Annotated in this window: 17 protein-coding genes; 13 read left to right on the top strand and 4 right to left on the bottom strand. The window is 44.0% G+C overall.

Going from position 1 to position 18,159, the window contains the following annotated elements; genetic code table 11:
• The first annotated feature begins 1 nt into the window (after position 1).
• From SATMO3_RS12775 to SATMO3_RS12830, 12 genes are all read left to right on the top strand, one after another.
• On the top strand, positions 2-1,198 hold the full coding sequence (locus tag SATMO3_RS12775; RefSeq protein ID WP_371381168.1) for a pyridoxal phosphate-dependent aminotransferase: 1,197 nt from the start codon (positions 2-4) through the stop codon (positions 1,196-1,198).
• Positions 1,199-1,223: 25 nt separating this feature from the next.
• Positions 1,224-2,108, top strand: coding sequence for a phosphonate ABC transporter substrate-binding protein (gene phnD, locus SATMO3_RS12780; protein WP_371381169.1), 885 nt, complete (start codon positions 1,224-1,226; stop codon positions 2,106-2,108).
• A 76-nt stretch (positions 2,109-2,184) separates the two neighbouring features.
• Complete coding sequence (locus SATMO3_RS12785; RefSeq protein ID WP_371381170.1) at positions 2,185-2,946, top strand: HpcH/HpaI aldolase/citrate lyase family protein; 762 nt, start codon at positions 2,185-2,187, stop codon at positions 2,944-2,946.
• A 546-nt stretch (positions 2,947-3,492) separates the two neighbouring features.
• The gene (locus tag SATMO3_RS12790) at positions 3,493-4,197 is read left to right on the top strand and encodes a 5-bromo-4-chloroindolyl phosphate hydrolysis family protein (RefSeq protein WP_371381171.1); all 705 of its coding nucleotides are present in this window, start codon (positions 3,493-3,495) and stop codon (positions 4,195-4,197) included.
• Entirely contained in the window at positions 4,184-5,344 is a 1,161-nt protein-coding gene (locus SATMO3_RS12795) for a toxic anion resistance protein (protein ID WP_371381172.1), read from the top strand. Before SATMO3_RS12790 ends, SATMO3_RS12795 begins: the two co-directional genes overlap by 14 nt.
• Before the next feature lie 419 nt (positions 5,345-5,763).
• A complete protein-coding gene (locus SATMO3_RS12800; protein ID WP_371381173.1) occupies positions 5,764-6,753 on the top strand; it encodes a Gfo/Idh/MocA family protein in 990 nt (329 codons plus the stop codon).
• Positions 6,731-7,711 carry a GNAT family N-acetyltransferase gene (locus SATMO3_RS12805; protein WP_371381712.1) on the top strand — a complete coding sequence of 327 codons (981 nt, stop codon included), beginning with the start codon at positions 6,731-6,733 and terminating at the stop codon, positions 7,709-7,711. The genes SATMO3_RS12800 and SATMO3_RS12805 overlap by 23 nt, the downstream gene beginning before the upstream one ends.
• 150 nt (positions 7,712-7,861) lie before the next feature.
• Positions 7,862-8,848, top strand: coding sequence for a glycosyltransferase (locus tag SATMO3_RS12810; RefSeq protein ID WP_371381174.1), 987 nt, complete (start codon positions 7,862-7,864; stop codon positions 8,846-8,848).
• Positions 8,833-9,684: a UDP-3-O-acyl-N-acetylglucosamine deacetylase gene (locus SATMO3_RS12815; RefSeq protein ID WP_371381175.1), complete on the top strand. Its 852-nt coding sequence runs from the start codon at positions 8,833-8,835 to the stop codon at positions 9,682-9,684. Before SATMO3_RS12810 ends, SATMO3_RS12815 begins: the two co-directional genes overlap by 16 nt.
• A complete protein-coding gene (locus SATMO3_RS12820) occupies positions 9,681-10,763 on the top strand; it encodes a DegT/DnrJ/EryC1/StrS family aminotransferase (RefSeq protein ID WP_371381176.1) in 1,083 nt (360 codons plus the stop codon). The genes SATMO3_RS12815 and SATMO3_RS12820 overlap by 4 nt, the downstream gene beginning before the upstream one ends.
• A gap of 12 nt (positions 10,764-10,775) precedes the next feature.
• Positions 10,776-11,462 carry a WbqC family protein gene (locus SATMO3_RS12825; RefSeq protein ID WP_371381177.1) on the top strand — a complete coding sequence of 229 codons (687 nt, stop codon included), beginning with the start codon at positions 10,776-10,778 and terminating at the stop codon, positions 11,460-11,462.
• Complete coding sequence (locus SATMO3_RS12830; protein WP_371381178.1) at positions 11,459-12,484, top strand: ATP-grasp domain-containing protein; 1,026 nt, start codon at positions 11,459-11,461, stop codon at positions 12,482-12,484. Before SATMO3_RS12825 ends, SATMO3_RS12830 begins: the two co-directional genes overlap by 4 nt.
• Before the next feature lie 145 nt (positions 12,485-12,629).
• On the opposite strand, the gene SATMO3_RS12835 is transcribed toward SATMO3_RS12830, so the two are convergent.
• The 4 genes from SATMO3_RS12835 to SATMO3_RS12850 all read right to left on the bottom strand — a co-directional run bounded on the left by SATMO3_RS12835 (position 12,630) and on the right by SATMO3_RS12850 (position 17,261).
• Positions 12,630-13,568, bottom strand: a complete 939-nt coding sequence (locus SATMO3_RS12835; RefSeq protein WP_371381179.1) for a P1 family peptidase — start codon at positions 13,566-13,568, stop codon at positions 12,630-12,632.
• A 194-nt stretch (positions 13,569-13,762) separates the two neighbouring features.
• Positions 13,763-15,247 (bottom strand): arylsulfotransferase family protein, encoded by a 1,485-nt coding sequence (locus SATMO3_RS12840; protein WP_371381180.1) that lies wholly within the window; start codon positions 15,245-15,247, stop codon positions 13,763-13,765.
• A gap of 216 nt (positions 15,248-15,463) precedes the next feature.
• On the bottom strand, positions 15,464-15,934 hold the full coding sequence (locus SATMO3_RS12845; protein ID WP_371381181.1) for a redoxin domain-containing protein: 471 nt from the start codon (positions 15,932-15,934) through the stop codon (positions 15,464-15,466).
• 112 nt (positions 15,935-16,046) lie between these two features.
• Positions 16,047-17,261 carry an MFS transporter gene (locus SATMO3_RS12850; protein ID WP_371381182.1) on the bottom strand — a complete coding sequence of 405 codons (1,215 nt, stop codon included), beginning with the start codon at positions 17,259-17,261 and terminating at the stop codon, positions 16,047-16,049.
• A 315-nt stretch (positions 17,262-17,576) separates the two neighbouring features.
• Here SATMO3_RS12850 and SATMO3_RS12855 point away from each other — a divergent pair, with 315 nt between their 5' ends.
• Positions 17,577-18,122, top strand: a complete 546-nt coding sequence (locus tag SATMO3_RS12855) for a glutathione peroxidase (protein WP_371381183.1) — start codon at positions 17,577-17,579, stop codon at positions 18,120-18,122.
• Positions 18,123-18,159: the final 37 nt, after the last annotated feature.

An 18,159-nucleotide genomic window follows, 5' to 3' on the forward strand; every position in this document is an offset into this window, starting at 1 on the left:
TATGACCAGTTTAAACAACCGGGTGAGTCTGATGGACATCAACCTCAGTGCGGAATTTCGCAGTCAGCTGGAATCTCTTAAAAGAGCCGGCAGGCCAATTATTTCGTTGAATGTGGGGGAACCTGATTTTAACACTCCGGAACATATCTGTCAGGCTGCTATCGAGGCTATTGAACAGGGGTTCACCAAATATACGCCTGTCGAGGGTATCTATGAGTTGAGGGAAGCCATTTGTACAAAGTTTCGTGAGGAGAATAATGTTGAATATACACCGGCGGATATCATTGTCAGCACGGGAGCCAAGCAGGTTCTGGCAAACGCTTTATACGCTATTTGCAATGAAGGCGATGAAGTGTTGATACCGACCCCATGCTGGGGCAGTTATCCGGAAATGGTTAAATTGATCGGCGCAACGCCTGTCTTTGTCAACACTGAAGAACCGGGCGGAGCAGTCCTAACTGCAGATAAGATTAAGCAACATATTACCGATAAAACAAAAGCCATTATACTCAACAACCCCCATAATCCCACCGGTGCTGTTTATGACAGGGAACTGCTGCGGGAAATAGGTAATCTGGCTCATGAAGGCAATTTTTATGTCATTTCTGATGAAGTATATGAGTATCTGGCCTATGAAGGAGAGTTTTTCTCCATGGCGTCAATCAGCAGTGATATAAAAGCAAAAACAATCACGGTCAACGGCTTGTCAAAGGCTTTTGCCATGACAGGGTGGCGGGTTGGTTATGCGGCAGGACCTAAACAAGTTATTGACGCTATGCGGTTAATCCAAAGCTATACGACATCAAACATGAACTCCATTAGCCAAAAGGCTGCCGTCGCCGCGCTATCAGGGTCCAAAGAATCCGTTGACCATATGGTCCGGGAATTTGACCGGCGGAGACGGTTTATTGTCCAGCGTTTGCAGCAGATGCAAGGAATTAGCTGTCTTACTCCCCGGGGTGCATTTTACATTATGGTCAATGTAGCGGCCTTTTTTGGCAAGTCATATAAGGATTGCATGATTCGAAACTCTATGGATTTCTCGATGTACATCTTGAATGAAACCAATGTATTAATGTCGCCCGGAGTAATCTTTATGGCGCCGGATTATGTACGCATTTCCTATTCAAATTCTCTGGAAAATCTGGAGATTGCCATGGATAGGATGGAAAAAGCGCTCAGGTTACTTACAGATTGAAATTGAACGGAGGGATAATTGAATCATGAGAAGATATTTAGTAAATCGTTATGTTATGTTACTGGTAAGCTTTGTCTTTATGTCATTACTATTAACAGGATGTCAGACAGCCAAAACCGAAAAAACCTTTCGTCTTGGCATCATTCCTTCCGAAAACGGGCAGGAAACCTTAAAACAATTTTCACCCTTAGTCGCTTATCTGGAGGAAACTATGAAAGTTAAGGTTGAGCCTTATGTGGCAACAGATTATAACGCAGTTGTCGAGGCAATGCGAACCAAACATATTGATGCTGCCATGTTTGGACCCTTTTCGTACATTATGGCCGCAGAAAGAGCCGGTGCAGAGGTATGTGTTGTGCGGGTAGGCGGAAATGGGTCGCCTACTTATAACAGCTATTTTATTACCCACAAAGGCAGTGGCATCAAAACCTTAAACGATTTACGGGGTAAGGCGCTGGCATATACTGATCCCGCCTCGACTTCCGGCTATCTTGTTCCCGCCAAAGTTTTGCTGGATAACGGAATATCATCCCCGGATTTTGCTTCCGTAATCTACTCCAACGGGCATGATGCATCCATTTTGGCGGTAAAGAATAAACAGGTTGATGCCGCAGCGGTGGATGAAATGAGCTATACGCGCGCAGTGGAAAAAGGAATTATCACCAAAGACGAGGTGCCGGTTTTTTATACTTGTCCGCCTATTCCCCAATCTCCGTTTGCTGTGGCCAAAGATATAGATCCGGCGTTAAAGCAGAAGTTTGTCGATGCGATGACTAAAGTTCACGAAGTGAGGCCTGATGCCTTAAAGCCTTTAAGTGCCAGTAAATATGTATCTGCTACGGATGAAAACTTTCAACTCATTCGCGATACTGCCAAAGCGTTAAATTTGGATCTCTCCAAAATAAAGTGATAGAAGTTATACTACCGTTCCGAAGACTTATTACTGGAAATAGAATGATACTATTCGGTGAAAAGGGTGATCGTCAATGGTTAATCGCATGAAAGAACAACTCCTGCAGGGAAAAGCCGCATTCGGGGTTTCTATTATGATTCCATCGGTACAAATCGTCGAAATGGTTGGCAAGCTAGGTTTCGACTGGGTTCTCATTGACTGTGAACATGGCGCCATATCGTTGGAGACGGTTGAACTTATGGCCATGGCCGCACAAGCAAGCGGCTTAATCCCGATTGTGCGGCCGCCGAAGAATGATCCGGAGATTATTCTTCAGTACATGGACCGCGGCGTGATGGGTATTCAGGCTCCGCATGTAAGCACGGTAGATGAGGCGAGAGCGGTGGTATCCGCCGTGAAATATCACCCTCTGGGTACGCGCAGCCTTGCGGTGGGAACACGCGCGGCAAACTACGGGTTCGGTATTACCCTGGGTGAATATACACAGCAGGCTAACAAAGAAATTTTGGTTTGTGTGCAAATTGAGGATACAGATGCGCTCAATAATATTAACGCAATTGCGGGTGTAGAGGGGGTTGATGTCTTATTTATCGGCCCATCCGACCTTTCCCAGTCATTAGGACATCCGGGCAATTCTGAGCACCCGGTTGTACAAAAAGCCATGAGGGAAGCATTTGAATCTATTGCTTCCTCTGGAAAAGTGGCAGGGACAGCAGGAAATTTTGAGGTGGTTACTAATCGTTTGGAACAAGGTGTTGCGTATTATTATGTTCATTTGACGACGATACTTAATTATAGTTGTTCTGAATTTTTCAAGAGAGTACGAATAATATAAAGATCCTAAAATTCCTTGTTGGCAACACCCCCGTGACACATCTTAATGACGTTTTTATTTCCAGCAAACAAAAACGAAAAATACCTCTTCTTGGAGCAACGTTACGACAGGATAGGTTGGCTCAATGTTCGCGAAGCGATAAAACGCGGGTCATGGCTAAGGAAGCTACAGCGAATGGAGCGGCTCAGCAAAATGCGGTATAAATAAAGATACTCCGAAGTTTGTTATAGCAAACTTCGGAGCATTTTTATTGTTAAATGAGCCGGCAAAATAAACCCAAAAGGGAAACCTACTTAGTATGTCGAAAACATAGTGGTATCAACAGTTGCTGCAAGTTTATGAGGGAAGCTTATTTAAAAAATAATATAAATTCATTAAAAGGAGGAAGGGCGTTTGCCTGATATAACCAAAAGAGGAAGGTTATGGGAATTTAAAAATTCATGGTACATATTGCTTGCGTTTTTCTATCCGGTGTCATTTTTATCATTTTTTATCATCGGTTTTCGAACCTGCTGCCGGAAATGGAAGCTTGCAGGAGTTCTTTACATGGTTCTTCTCCTTTGCCCTTTACCTGCGGCAAACCGCTTGACCGTATCCATTTCATTAGTTGCCTATTTCGCTGGAATTATCCATGCCTTTGTTTGTCGGAAAGAATATCTGATTCGTCTGGATATCTATCAAAGCAAGCAGGAGCAGATCGAAAATCAGGCGCTTTACGAAAGTATCGAAAAGGAGTATGATTCCGACCAAGAAACAGCAGGTCGTATCATTGAGTCTGAGCCAACACTATCGGAAGTACATATGTCCGACCGTGAATTTGTCCGAAAAATACGGAATTTAAACGCTCCCATTACTGATGAAACCGTCAGCGCCTATCTTGATAAAATAGAGTCGGTATTGACAAATATATTTGATTACGTAGAAAAACACCCGGAAAAGCAGGATGCAGTCAGAACGTTGAACAATTACTACATGCCGGAAATCGTCAAACTTTTGGAGAGGTATATTGAATTGTCCAACAACCCCATGAAAAATCACCAGATGACCGCTGCCATGGCTGAAATTGAGAGTGTTCTTATTACTATAACAGAGGCCTTTCAGAATCTGTACAACAGTATGTTTAATGACATTACCTCTGAGATTTCAACAGATGTAAAGGTGCTAAAGGATATTTTTGTTCAAAACGGCTTAACAGAGGGGAAAAATGAATTATTTGTCAGAAAAAGGATGAATGTAAATGATGAAAAATAAGGATGACCTACCGGAAATCAACCTGACGCTTGGGGAAGATGTTGCTGGAATCGAAAATTCCGAGAAGCAACCCGAAACAGCTCCTGCTCCTATACCCCTTTCCGTGCAGACTGACGAGAGTATACTAAGCGAAAAAGAAAAACAGCAAGTAATAGAATTTTCAAAGAAAATCAATTTGACGGATACCAATCAGTTACTGCAATATGGGTTTTCCGCACAAAAGAATGTATCGGACTTTTCTGAAGCTGCCTTAAATAAGGTCATGACTAAGGACATGGGACAGGTAGGTGACATACTTACCGGATTAACTGTAGAGCTTCGAGATTTTACAACAGACGCCGAACCACGAAAAGGGATACTGGGCTTTTTTAAAAAAGCCGGAGACCAACTGCAAGTCCTGCGTACTAAATATGCAAGTGTGGAAGCTAATATAACCCGTATTACCAATTCTTTAGAAAACCACAAAATTCAACTCTTAAAAGACATTTCCACTATGGATAAAATGTATCAAATGAATCTTACCTATTACAAGGAACTTACCATGTATATCGTTGCAGGAAAAGCGCGACTTAAAGAGGCGTTAGAGGCTGAGGCGCCGGCCTTGCGAGAAAAGGCCCAGGCGAGTGGGTTGCCCCAAGATGCCCAGCTTTCCCGGGATTTTGAAGACATGTGCAATCGCTTCGACAAAAAGATCCATGATTTGGAATTGACAAGAAGCATCTGTATGCAAATGGCACCTCAGATCCGTTTGGTGCAAAATAATGATAGCACAATGGTGGAAAAAATCCAAAACTCCATCATCAATACCATTCCCCTTTGGAAAAATCATATGGTGCTGGCTATGGGTCTGTCTAACGCCCAGAAAGCTCTGGAAGCTCAAAAGGCTGTAACGAACGTTACTAATGAACTTTTGAAAAAGAACGCTGAAATGTTAAAAACTAGTACAGTGGGAATTGCCAAGGAATCGGAGCGGGGCATTGTAGATATAGAAACCATTAAGTATGTGAGTCAGCAGCTAATTGCTACCATTGAAGAAGTAATTCAGGTGCAGGAGGACGGCAAACAGAAACGCCGGGCCGCAGAGGCCGAACTTGGTAATATTGAGAATGAACTGAAGCAGAAGCTTCTGGCAGTTGTGAAAAAATAATCCCGGAATTGGTTATTTTAACACTACTAAAGAAAAACATCGAAGCAGAAACAACGGCTCCGGCTGTGAAGTGAACCCCTAATCGGGAAGACGAACGAAAAGACCTCCTATGGTAGGATGAAAGTAACCTACTATAGGAGGTCTTCGTATGTCTGGTAAAAAAGGAATGGAGCACATTACCCGCCTGATATAAAAGAGCAAGCTGCCCGCATGGCTACATTTTATAAGGAAATTTGTCAAAGTTGCTCTCAGTACAGTATGAAAGCTGCTGGCTAAATTTTCAGCATTGTTCATTCACTATAGGTTACCTTCCTTTAAGGGAGCGGTTATTGTTAATTCCCCAAATTATCACGCTTCAAATGTCCGCAGAATACCCTAGTAATAAATAGAAACTTTTTATTTCAAGCGGATGGTGTAATATGATTAGAATTGGTTTGGTAGGTTGTGGAGCCTGGGGATTTAATTATATCAAAACGTTAGGTTTTATACCGGAAGTAAAGCTTCAAAGTGTATGCGACATAAAAGAAGAATCGCTGCACAAGGCAAGAAAAAATTACCCTGATATAAGAACAACCGCCGACTACCGTGAACTCTTAAGAGATGACCAGTTGGACGGTGTTATCATTGCAACGCCGCCTCATAGTCACTTTTCCATTGCAGCAGAATTTTTATCGCAAAGCAAGGCAGTGCTGGTGGAAAAGCCGTGTACTCTTTCCTATCATGAAGCAGATACTTTAATTAAGCTGGCCGAAAAAAACAATACTGTTTTAATGGTAGGGCATCTAATGGAGTACCACCCGGTAGTTAGCAAAATGCAAGAGCATATTAGTCAGGGGCGGCTGGGTCAGTTGAGATATATCTTGCTGGAACGTACCAGTCTTGGAAAAATTCGCAATGATGTTAGCGTACACTGGGATCTTACGGTGCATGATCTTTCCATGGTCAGATACCTGGTTAACAGAAATCCGAGATGGGTAGCTGCCCATGGTGTAAGCTATCAACAACCAAGCATATATGACCTGGTTAGCATTATTATGGAGTTTCCCGGTGATTTGTTTGTACAAATTCACGCAAACTGGATCAGTCCAATAAAAAAACGACAGGCGGTAGTTTCAGGAGATCAGATGACATTGGTCTTTGACGATGTCCAAGATACCGATAAGTTACAGCTAATAGCTCATAACTGCGAGATTACTATGCCTGAGTTTGAAAAGTGTTTGCCGCTAACCAACCAGTGTATGCATTTTGTGGACTGTATAAAATCCAAGTCAGCACCAAGGACTGGGGCCGCAGATATTCTCTGGGTAATAAAGGCGACAGAGCTAGTGGAACAGTCACTTATGAGCAATGGAGCAAAACTCTGTTGGGATGGGAACGGTGAAACAAATGTTAGAGATAGAGATATATAACCAAACTCATCAGCAAGAATGGGATAATTTCGTCGGCGCCTCACGGAACGGTACTTTTATGCAGCAGCGAAATTTTCTAAACTATCACCCGGCAGACCGCTTTATTGATTGTTCCTTGATGGTTTATAACTCCCACAGAAAATTAATCGCTGTAATACCGGCAGCGCAAAAAATGACAGAGCAAAAAAAAGTATTTTCCTCTTATCCGGGTGCTTCACACGGCGGAATCATTGTTGATCAAAGGTTTGGCACCTCCGAAGCAATGGCTTTGATACCCTTATTAACTGAACACTGCAAGTCGAATCGCTTTGACGCTATAGAAATAAAAATGATTCCCCGCATTTATCATTTTTGGCCTAGTGATGAAATAGACTTTGCCTTGCGATATTACGGCTTTTCCATAGGCAGAACCGAATTAGCCACGGCCTTGCCTTTAAAAGAACTTGCTGAGCCTTCCGATTACCTGATCGAGAGTACGCAAAGAAATATTCGTAAAGCGCAAAAGCTCGGAGTTACCATCGAAGAAAGTCATGATTTAACAACGTATTGGCGTATTCTTACCAATAACCTTAAAGAAAGACATAATGCAGAACCTACCCATACCCTTGCCGAAATCCTTGATTTAACAAATAGGTATCCCGAGTCCATAAAGCTCTTCGCCGCGTTTCTGCAAGGCGAAATGGTTAGCGGAGTAGTCGCATTTTTGCTCAACAGTCGTGTTATTAACTGTTTCTACATCGCCAGTGACAATAGATATCAAAGCCTGCGCTCCGGGGAACTGTTATTTTACCAATTAATTAGCTGGGGTATGAAAAAAGGCTTTTATTACTTGGATTGGGGTATTTCCACTGAAGACAAGGGATTGAAGATAAATCAGGGACTCTTTGATTTTAAAGAAAAGTTCGGCGGGCGGGGCGTATTGCGGGAAATGTATAATCTTGAGTTATTCGATGACTAAGCCGCTCTAAGACTCCCGCTGCTGCAGGCAGGAGATATACCCCTACGGGCACCGGCGAGCGATTTGGTCTCCGGATAAGTCTGACTAAACTTCAGGTGGGGCTCCAACCCCACCTGAAGCTAAGTTCTTTTTATAAACGGAGGTGCTTTTGTGAAAATACTTTTTATTGATGTGGATCACCAGTATTTACTGGGTTTACCTGCCGGTTTTGAAAGACAAGGGTGTGAAGTAAAGATATTACAGGATATTGTAAAAGCAGAACTGGAGCAGGTATTAAAAGAATATCAGCCGGATCTTGTGGTAACTGCCGGATGGACTAAAATACACACTGACTCAAGACTTAAAATATTAGGGGAGATGGTGGAGAAATACCGCTTAAAACATGCCTACTGGGCCACAGAAGATCCCCGCTGGACGGATGAATGGTCATTGCCTTATATTAAAGCAACTAAGCCGGAATATATTTTTACAATTGACCGGGAATCAGTATCCTTTTACAACCGGCTTGGTTTTAAGGCTGACTATTTGCCCTGGGCTTGCAATCCGGAGTTTCACCGGCCTGTCGAGCCTGTAGGAAAGTACAAATGCGATATCGCAGTTGTAGCTACTGCCGGGATAACCTGGAGTTCCTACCGCCGGGACAGTGCCCGGATATTATTAAAACCTTTAGTGGAGAGGGGCTATAATGTTGCCATTTGGGGTAAACGCTGGGATAACCTGGACTCGGATATTGTCGGATTTAATGTGGCCTCCCGGCATCTGCGGGGGAAGTTATCCTATCTGGAAACAAACCGTGTTTACAGTTCGGCTAAAATAATTCTCGGGTTTCAGAACGTAACCACGGAATTAACCTCGCGAACCTACGAGGTTATGGGTGCCAGGGGATTTCTCCTGGTACCGGCTACTACCGCCGTTTTAGAAAAGTTTGAACCAGGAAAACACTTGGCCGTTACCCGCTCAGAAGATGAAACCCTGCGTATGGTAGATTTTTACCTGGAGCAGGATGAAAAGAGAAAGGAAATTGCGTTAGCAGGTCAGCAGGAAGTATATTCTTACCACAATACGTACGGTGACAGGGCTGCACAAATCCTTAAGTTTACAGGTTTAAGGCAGGCTAAATCATGCAGAAAACTATAAAACAAGCAGCTAGTTGTACTGGCATTGGCATTACCGGTCAGACAGATTGCACAGCAATGTTTCATCCAGCGCCACCCGATACCGGTATTGTTTTTATCCGGGAAGATTTGCCGGGGAAACCGGAAATTCCATGCCGTCCGGAATATGCACAGGTGGACGCCCGCTGGACTTCATTGGTTGACAATGATATACGCATTGAACATACGGAACACCTGCTGGCAGCCATTGCCGGACTGGGCCTGGATAATTTGCAGATTAGACTGAACAGCCCGTTTATCCCGGTGGTAAGCAGCTTTAGCAGCCGGGAGTTTGTGCAGACTCTTTCAGCTGCAGAACCTGTTTTACAGGATAAGGCGAAAAAATATTTTTGTGTAAAAGAACCGGTCTGTGTCGAAAACTCATTTTTTCATCAAGATAAGCGTTATGATCGGTTTCTGCTGGCATTACCCGCGCCTGAACTTATCCTCACATATCTGTTAGACTACCCGGATAAAGAAATTCCCACCCAGACAGCTCATTTTGCATTCGGTAATCTATCAGATTTTACTTCCGAGCTGGCCGCGGCAAGGTCATATATCACGGAGCGTGAATATGAAACGGTTGTCAAATTAATTGGCAAAAATATTGAGGATTGTCTGGTCATTTCAAAAGGTCCGCTAAATTTACAATGGGACAATGAGCCGGCAAGGCATAAGGTGCTAGACTTGCTAGGAGACATTCATACCATGGGGCGACCCGTAAAGGGTCACTTTATTGGCTTTCGAACAGGACATAAAGACAACAATCAACTATGTCAGAAATTAAAGATGCAAGTTAAGGAGGAGTTGTGTACATGATTCCCCACGTGAAGCTCCAATTGGGCAAAGAAGAAGAAGATCGGGTGATCGAAGTGCTGCGCAGCGGTATGCTGGCGGCGGGCAGCTATGTTCAGGAGTTTGAAGATGAGTTTAAGCGGTATCACGGTTCCGGGTACGGCGTTGCTACTTCCTCCGGTACAACCGCCCTACATGTAATCTTAGAAGCTATGGGTATCGGCGCCGGTGATAAGGTCATAACTACCCCCTTTTCCTTTATTGCTACGTCGAATGCCATTTTATATACAGGGGCCACCCCGGTTTTTGCTGATATTGATCCGGTAACGTACAATCTTTCGCCCGCCGCACTGGATAATGCGGTGAAGGACCATCCGGAGGCTAAAGCTGTGATCGTGGTTCATCTGTTTGGGTTACCGGCAGATATGGATGAAATTTTAGCGATTGCAAACAAAAATAATCTCATTGTCATAGAAGATTGTGCCCAGGCCCACGGAGCTATTTACCGAAACAAAAAGGTCGGTATTTTGGGTAAAGCTTCAGCCTTTAGTTTTTATCCAAGTAAAAATATAACCTCCGGCGAAGGCGGTATGGTCTTAACCGATGATCCAATGATCGCAGAAAAAGTAAGAATATTGGTTAATCAGGGCCAGCGCCGGCGTTACTATCATGAAATGGTGGGCTATAACTACCGGATGACCAACATTCATGCAGCTATTGGGTTAGAGCAGCTTAAAAAATTAGATATATATAACCAGAAAAGAATAGAGAACGCAAAATTTTACGATGACCACATTGTTAATCAAGGTATCCAAAAACCGGTTTTACCGCCAGATAGAAAGCATGTTTATCATCAATATACTTTAAAAGTAGACAACAGAAGCGCTTTAACAGCCTGCCTGGATGCCAACGGCATCGGCTACGGCATTCATTACCCGTTAATTATGCCGGCCCAACCGGCATATAAAAATATAGCGACCTGCGCAGGCGCCTGGCCGGTGGCCGAAGACCTGGCCGACTGCTGTGTTTCAATACCTGTTCATCCGGCACTTTCCCGGAATGAATTAACAACCATTGTAGAAGTAATTAATAATTACCGTTGAGGGGGCTTATATGTGATTATTAGCGGTCATCAACCGAATTACCTACCATGGCTGGGATATTTTCATAAAATGATGTCCTGTGATTTGTTTGTCATCCTGGATGATGTGCTTCTTGCGAGAAGGGAAGTTACTAAAAAGAACAAAATAAAGGCTCCGGAGGGAGAGCGGTTATTAAGCGTGCAGGTAAGCAGAAAAAAGAGCTTGATTAAAGATGCGGCTCTGCAAAACGATTTCCCGTGGTATTTAAACCACTGGGGTTCGTTACAAACCTGCTATGCCCGATCTCCCTATTGGGAGAAGTACAAAAACTTGTTTTTTCCCATTTATGAAAATCCAGGGGAACTGCTGGCTGACCTGAACCTGCGATTAATCCATGTGATCCGGGAAGTCTTGGAAATTAAGACGCCGATGATCCGATCTTCCGAAATCCCTGGAATAGAGGGAAACAAAGGTGACCGTATCATTAGTCTATGTAAACAATGTAAAGCCGATATCTACTTTTCCGGCATCGGAGCACAAGCCTATAATGACGAGGCAGCCTTTGCAAAAAGCAACATCCGGCTGGTTTACCAGAAATTTGAACATCCTGTTTACCCACAGGAGTGGGGAGACTTCCTGCCGAATTTGTCGGCAGTGGATTTGATATTTAACTGTGGCCCCAACAGTAAAGATTATCTTACCAAGCAGGTGATCATGTGAAAAAAGTTAATGTATTGATATCGGGCTCCGGATCCCTTTATGGAGTAGCTGTCATTGAATCTTTGCTGAGATCGGATTTACCCTTAAACCTGGTAGCCTGTGATATCAGCGCCCGCACCTTAGGACTATACCTGGCACATCAGGCCTATATCGTACCGCCTGCCCACCAGGAGGAACTATATTTAACCAGCTTGTTAAATATTATTGCCAAGGAAAATATACACGCTATTTTTGTTGCTTCCTCACATGAGCTTGCTTTTTATAGCCGTAATAAGCTTGATATTGAAGAAAAGACCGGAGTCAAAGTGTTTACCAATCTCCCCGAAACCATGAATATATGTAATGATAAATGGCTTACAGTAAACTTTCTTAAAGAAAAGGGCTTTAATTTTCCTGTTACCATTCGCTATCCGGAAGATCAGGACAAAATCAATGAATTTATTAAAGCAGTGCAATTTCCCATTGTAATTAAACCGAGACAGGGCGCCGGATCGCAGGGTTTATACATCGTTAATCAATATGAAGATATTCACCCTCTCATCGCAAACAAACAAGACATTATCCTTCAGCAATATTTGCCGGATGACTGCGGAGAATTTACGACCGGTATTTGCGCTGGGGCCAACGGCAGGATTCTTTCCGGGATAACCCTAAAAAGATATTTGCAGGAAGGCATGACTATGTCAGCGGACGCAGATGATTTTACGGAGATCACCGATTACTGCAAAGAAGTAGCCCGGGTCCTGAAACCTTACGGCCCGTGCAATTTTCAATTGCGTCTTCTCAAGGGTAACCCCTATATTTTTGAAATCAACCCTCGCTTCAGCAGTTCCACGGGAATGCGCTCTTTATTAGGCGTTAATGAGGCGGAAATTTTAATAAGAGCGGAAATACTGGGCGAAGCAATTTACCAGAATAAAAATTTAAAATGCAGTGTAATTAGACAATATACTGATTACCTTGTACCTACTGAGAAAATTATTATGCTGCAAAAGAAATTTAATATGGAACATAAAAACTAACGAAGGTCTTTTTAGTATGGACTTTAATCTGCTGAGTGAGCGAAACCAAATAAGAATATGCCCGGAGCTACATGTGTTCCGGGCATATTAATAAGAAACCTCTACATTATTGCGTAGGATATTTTTTTTGTACGTATGTCCTTGATTATTGCGCGGCCAGTGCCCCACGGATAATCGACTCTTCCAGCACCACCGCAGCGGCTGTACCCACCAGTGTAACGAGCTCGTCGCCCGTCAGGTTACTGGTGTATGAACCAAGGGCAAGGCAGAAGATCGTGTCACCGTCCAACTGAGTGTGATCGGGAGAAATGGACCGAGCCATTCCATCTTCGGCAAGTTCTGCCACTCGGTTGGCCTCTGCCTTGGTCAACGTCGCGGTGGTAGCTACTACCGCGATTGTGGTGTTCATGCTCTGGCTATACCGTGGCGGCACGCCGGTTAACATCGCCTGGGTCTGATTGACAAAGCTTCCGTCAGTATTTAGCGCTCCGACGACGATGCGGCCGCCACGCCATATGTCACCAAGAGGATTGACCACCGCCAGCGCAGCCACTACAGGACCGCCGGGAATGCATATTGAGGCGGTGCCCAGTCCGGATTTCATCGGCCTCCCGTAGATTTTTCCCGCCGTAGCACCTGCTCCGGCCCCCACATTTCCTTCCGGCACGGGACCCGCATTTGCAGCCTGGCAGGCGGCGTAGGCCAAGGCTGCAGTAGGCGGGGGAGAGCCCTTGGCGAATGTGAGGTCATTAATAACCGCTGCCGGTACAAGCGGCACCTCGTCAATCCCACGCTCAACGATCCAGCGCATAACTCCTCCCGACGCCGGTAGTCCGAAGAAACTGCCGCCGGTGAGGAGAAGGCCATATATAGGATATTCCGCGGTACCGGGGCGGATTAAATCGGTATTCTGCGTACCTGGGCTGCCTCCGCTTACGGATACGCCAGGGACTGCCCCAGCCGGACAGAGAATTACCGTGCATCCCGTACAACCGCATTCGCTTTCGGCGTTCCCCACCAGAATGCCGGGAACATCAGTAAGTCCTCCTTTAGCGGCCCCTTTCATTTTTCGATATTTTTCCATGCTCATTATTTCTCCTTATCGATAATATTTAATATAAGAAGAGTTAACCCTTAATCAAATTGATTTCAATATCATAATATGTAAATAGAGATAAAAAGACATTTTTGCTTATTAAAAAAGCTCCCCGTCTTTTAGCATAATTCTCTCTTCCACGAAGAGATTTTCTGTTGAAAGCGGGGAGTTTTCTAGTGCCATTAACAATGCTGTTCACATATGTGGGCAATTCGTGTTGTACCAATGACTTCGCCACAATAATTTAATGCGTTTACCTTAAAATACGGACCGACTGAATCAATACAAATATCTGTCTCAAATCCGGTGCGGGGAGTACACTTTACCAATACTGACAATTTATCAGGGGTTGGTCCGGCTAATACCTGCCATGCAGCCGTTTCAGTTGAGCCGTTCCATGATGCATAAATTATCGACGCATCTTCGCATAATTGCTTTACAGCAATACTGGGTGGATAGTGCGGCAATCCTATCCATTCATTCTTAAACGCTCTATAAGAAATGTTTTGATTAGGAAACTGCATATCATATAAAAAATTCATTGACGGATCCTCTGTGGTATTGCCTGCTTGGGCAAACTCAGATAGATATGGTTCCTGTCCCCAGCCGACGAGTTCATTTCCGTTAGGTAGAGGTTGAACATTTCCTTGACTGGGAACCATTAGAATCGGAGCATGATAGTATGTTCGATCCATCTCTGTAGTCCGGTTTTGGAAATTGAGGTGAAGGATTAAGCCACGTGCCGGCCCATTAGGCGGGGAATTGGGCGATGCACAACAAGCATCATCGAATAAGCTTATTCTTTGCCCTGGTCTATGACGGGCATCATGTTGCCAGGAAAATGTAGCGTTCGGACCAAAAGCGAAATCACTCTGTTTTCCACCAAGCTGCCAGATTATTTTTCCTGTTTTTTTATCGATGCTATAGATGGCCCACATGTTACGCATGCTAATCAAGATCGTATGGTTCGGTCCCTCTACCACTGAATTTACGTGGAAACAATCCCAAATATTATTAGAGCTTGTTGCAGATGATGCTGATAGCATTGAGTCAGCCGGATCTACATGAGCAAGCACATTCCAAAAGAAAAGAAGCTTGCCTGTTAGAAGATCAACTTCCTGAATGGAATAATTATCAAAATATCCGTCTGCTGGGCCTCCAAACGGTGTAAGATCTCCCGGTACTTGTTTCACTGCAGTAAACAAAGCCGTATTTTGTTTGGTAATAGTAAATTCATGGACATCGGCAGTGAAGCCTCTTTGTGCAGTGATTTTTTTAACAACTTCATAATTCTGGTTTATGATCAGATAGTAAGCGCCGGGCTCAGGGTCTCCTGCCGGCAGATTTGGATTTGCAGACTGGGTTCCTGATATAGTTCCCTCCCACATAGTCAGAACTGGTTCACCCTTATAGCACTGTGCTCTAAAGTCCGCATTTTGTTTATATATACTATCGAGGGGCCTAAACCAGACTGGGTTACCTTTTTGATCCATGATTAGAGCGCCTGTTTGCCCGATCATTGTTGCCTCATACGAAGTATAAGGCGCAACAAATAGTAAGCCGGAAGCAGTACAGGGTTTATTAACATTAATAGTAACCTTCATGGGGTGCAAAGCCGGGGATGAAACAAAATTCCATACTGGTAAGTTTGATTTAATGTTATCCATTCAATTAATCTCCTATTATGGATTAAAAGGGATTGACAAAATTAGCCGCTTAGTAAAATATATTTATTCAATTTAAAAATGGTTACACTTAAGGAACCAAAATCCTACTTGTTTCTTCAGCTTACAGAATGTTAAAAGGGGCAGTCTCAATTTTTATTGAAACTGTCCCTTTTAACATGAATTTTATACCCGGGCTAATTAACTTTGTTATCGAAACTACTTACGGGTACTCCCGGACAAGACGCTTAAAACCTCGTTAATGTCAGGAAGTTGGGCGGACGGATATACTTTCACCCACATTATCTTGCCATTCTCGTCGACAATGATGTTAGCGCGTTCGGAGTAACCGTCCTGCTCACGGAATATTCCATATTGCTTGGCGACCTGTCCATGAGGCCAAAAATCAGCTAAAATTTGCAGTTGCTTTAGTTGTATGGCGGCAGCCCAAAGCTTTTTACAGGGGACGGGATCTACACTAAAACCCAGCGGAACTGTGTTCAGGCTTTGAAAAGTTTGAAAATTGTTCTCTAATGCTCGCATCTGATCGGTACATACCGGTGTCCAGGCTAAGGGATGCCAGGAAAGTAGTACTTTTTTGCCTTGAAAGTTTGTCAGAGAAACGTACTGATCATTGTTATCAGTCAAAGTAAAATTCGGTGCATTCTCACCAACTGAAATTAGTTTCATTGCGCAACCCCTTCATAGTTAGTTACTTGTAGCGTGCCCCAAAGCAGAGGCTTACTATGTGTAAGCGGGAAAAGATTGCGATAAGAGATAAGGTTTAAGCAAAGAAGTTGGCTTAAGAAGCCGGCTGCTTACTTACGGCTACATTATCGGCTTTAAAAAGACGGCCTGGCAGGAAAAACGCCAATACAGCAGCCGCAACAGGTACAAGGGAAATAACCGAAAATACACTGGGGATGCCAAAGTGGTCGGCAATGTATCCCAGGATAGTAACCGCCAGTCCCCCTAAACCAATACTGAAACCGATGGTAAGGCTGGCCCCAAGCGCTTCGTAGCCTGGCATCATCTCCTGGGCCAGCACGGTTGTGGACGAGAAAGAGGCAATATAGACAAAACCAATTATTACAACCAGCGGCAAAGCCCAGTAACCGGTTGCATGCGGTAACAGGATCAATAAAGGCAATGTAAGGAGCATGGAACCCAGAATGATGGTCTTACGGCCAATTTTATCCCCAAGTACCCCGCCGATATAAGTGCCTAATACGCCGCTCAGCAGATAGCCGGAGACAAGATAACTGGCATAGGCGTGACTGCCGCCCAGATACTCGCCAAAGTAGAGAGGAATATAGGTAGTCAGCCCGGCGGCAATGCTGCTGCGAAAGAAGATATATGCCAGCAGGAGTGTTATCATTGCCCACGGTATGGGCGCAGAGGTCTTTTTCTTTTGAATGGTATTTAGCGGTTGATTTACTGTTGCGGGCGATAGTACGGGCAGGTTCCTCCAGAGCATAAAAGCGAGCAGAATAGCCGGAAGACAGAAGTAAAGGGTGTTGTTTACCGAGCCTGGCAAAGCTAACAAAACCATCATAAACACTGAGCCGCATGCTTGCCCCAGATTACCGCCAACCGAAAATATGGCCATGCTTTGGCCGCGAGTATCAGAATGGCTGGTATTGTGAATCATTTTTGCGCCTTGAGGATGGAAAGCCGCGATTCCTAAGCCGGTTATGATGACTATCATTAATAGGCTCGTGTAAGACGGCGCTAAGCCGGTGACTGCCATGCCTACCCCGGAAAGCAAAAGCCCGGCCGGGACCAGCCAGGGCATCGGAAAGCGGTCGCTGATATATCCGAAAATGGGCTGAATCACTGAGGAGGTTAGATTCTGGGTCAATACGATGAACCCAACCTGGGAATAGGAGAGGGAAAAAGCGCTTTTTAAAAAGGGCAGCAGGAGTGGCAGGGCCCCTTGGCTTAAATCGGTGATTGCGTGGCTAAGTGCAACTAATAACACGGATTTGGTAAGAAGCGGATGCTTTTGTTCACTCATGGGCAGATTCTCCTATGTTTCTTTAAAAGTTTACTTCATTTTTATTTCTATGGATTCTACGACTACATTATAACACAATTTGGTTTTTTTTAAGAGAATATGCAATTTGCCAGGATGTGAAAGAGTAATTTATAAAAATCTGGGTAAGATTACGTAATAACGTCTCACTCTAGCAGTCAGGGAACTATCCCGGTGTGAATTTGATTGTGAGAGAGGCTGGCTAGAATGTCTCCCGCCAATAGCCTATAAATTTTCATTTCGCTGTTTAAGTTGAAAAGCTCCGGGAGTTACTTAGCAAGTGTTAGGAGGAATATTATGAGCATCTATGATTTTAGCGTAAAAACCATAAATGGCAGAGAACTTTCATTGGCTGAGTTTAAAGGAAAGGTATTAATTATTGTTAATACCGCCAGTAAATGCGGGTTTACACCGCAATATGTGGAACTGCAGACACTTTATGATTTATATGCCGATAAAGGCTTGCTTATCCTTGGCTTTCCTAGCAACCAATTTGCCGAACAGGAGCCTGGGAGTAATGAGGAAATCCAAAACTTTTGCCAGATCAATTACGGGGTAAGCTTTCCTATGTTCGAAAAAATAGAAGTACGCGGCAAAAATGCCCATTCTTTGTTTAATTACCTGACTGAAAGCGCACCTTTTAAAGGGTTTGATTTGAAGCACCCCATCGGTGGAAAACTTCAAGAAGTATTGCGGGATAATTTTCCTGAAATACTCGAAGGGGATTCTGTAAAATGGAACTTTACAAAGTTTCTTGTTGACCGTCAAGGAAAAGTTGCCGGGCGCTACGAACCTACTACATCTCCGCTAGAAATGAAAGCGGATATTGAAAGGTTATTGTAGATTTATTTGCTGCTTGGCCAGCTCCTGTTTATTGATA

It is taken from the genome of Sporomusa aerivorans (assembly GCF_041428895.1).
GTDB classification, from domain to species: domain Bacteria; phylum Bacillota; class Negativicutes; order Sporomusales; family Sporomusaceae; genus Sporomusa; species Sporomusa aerivorans.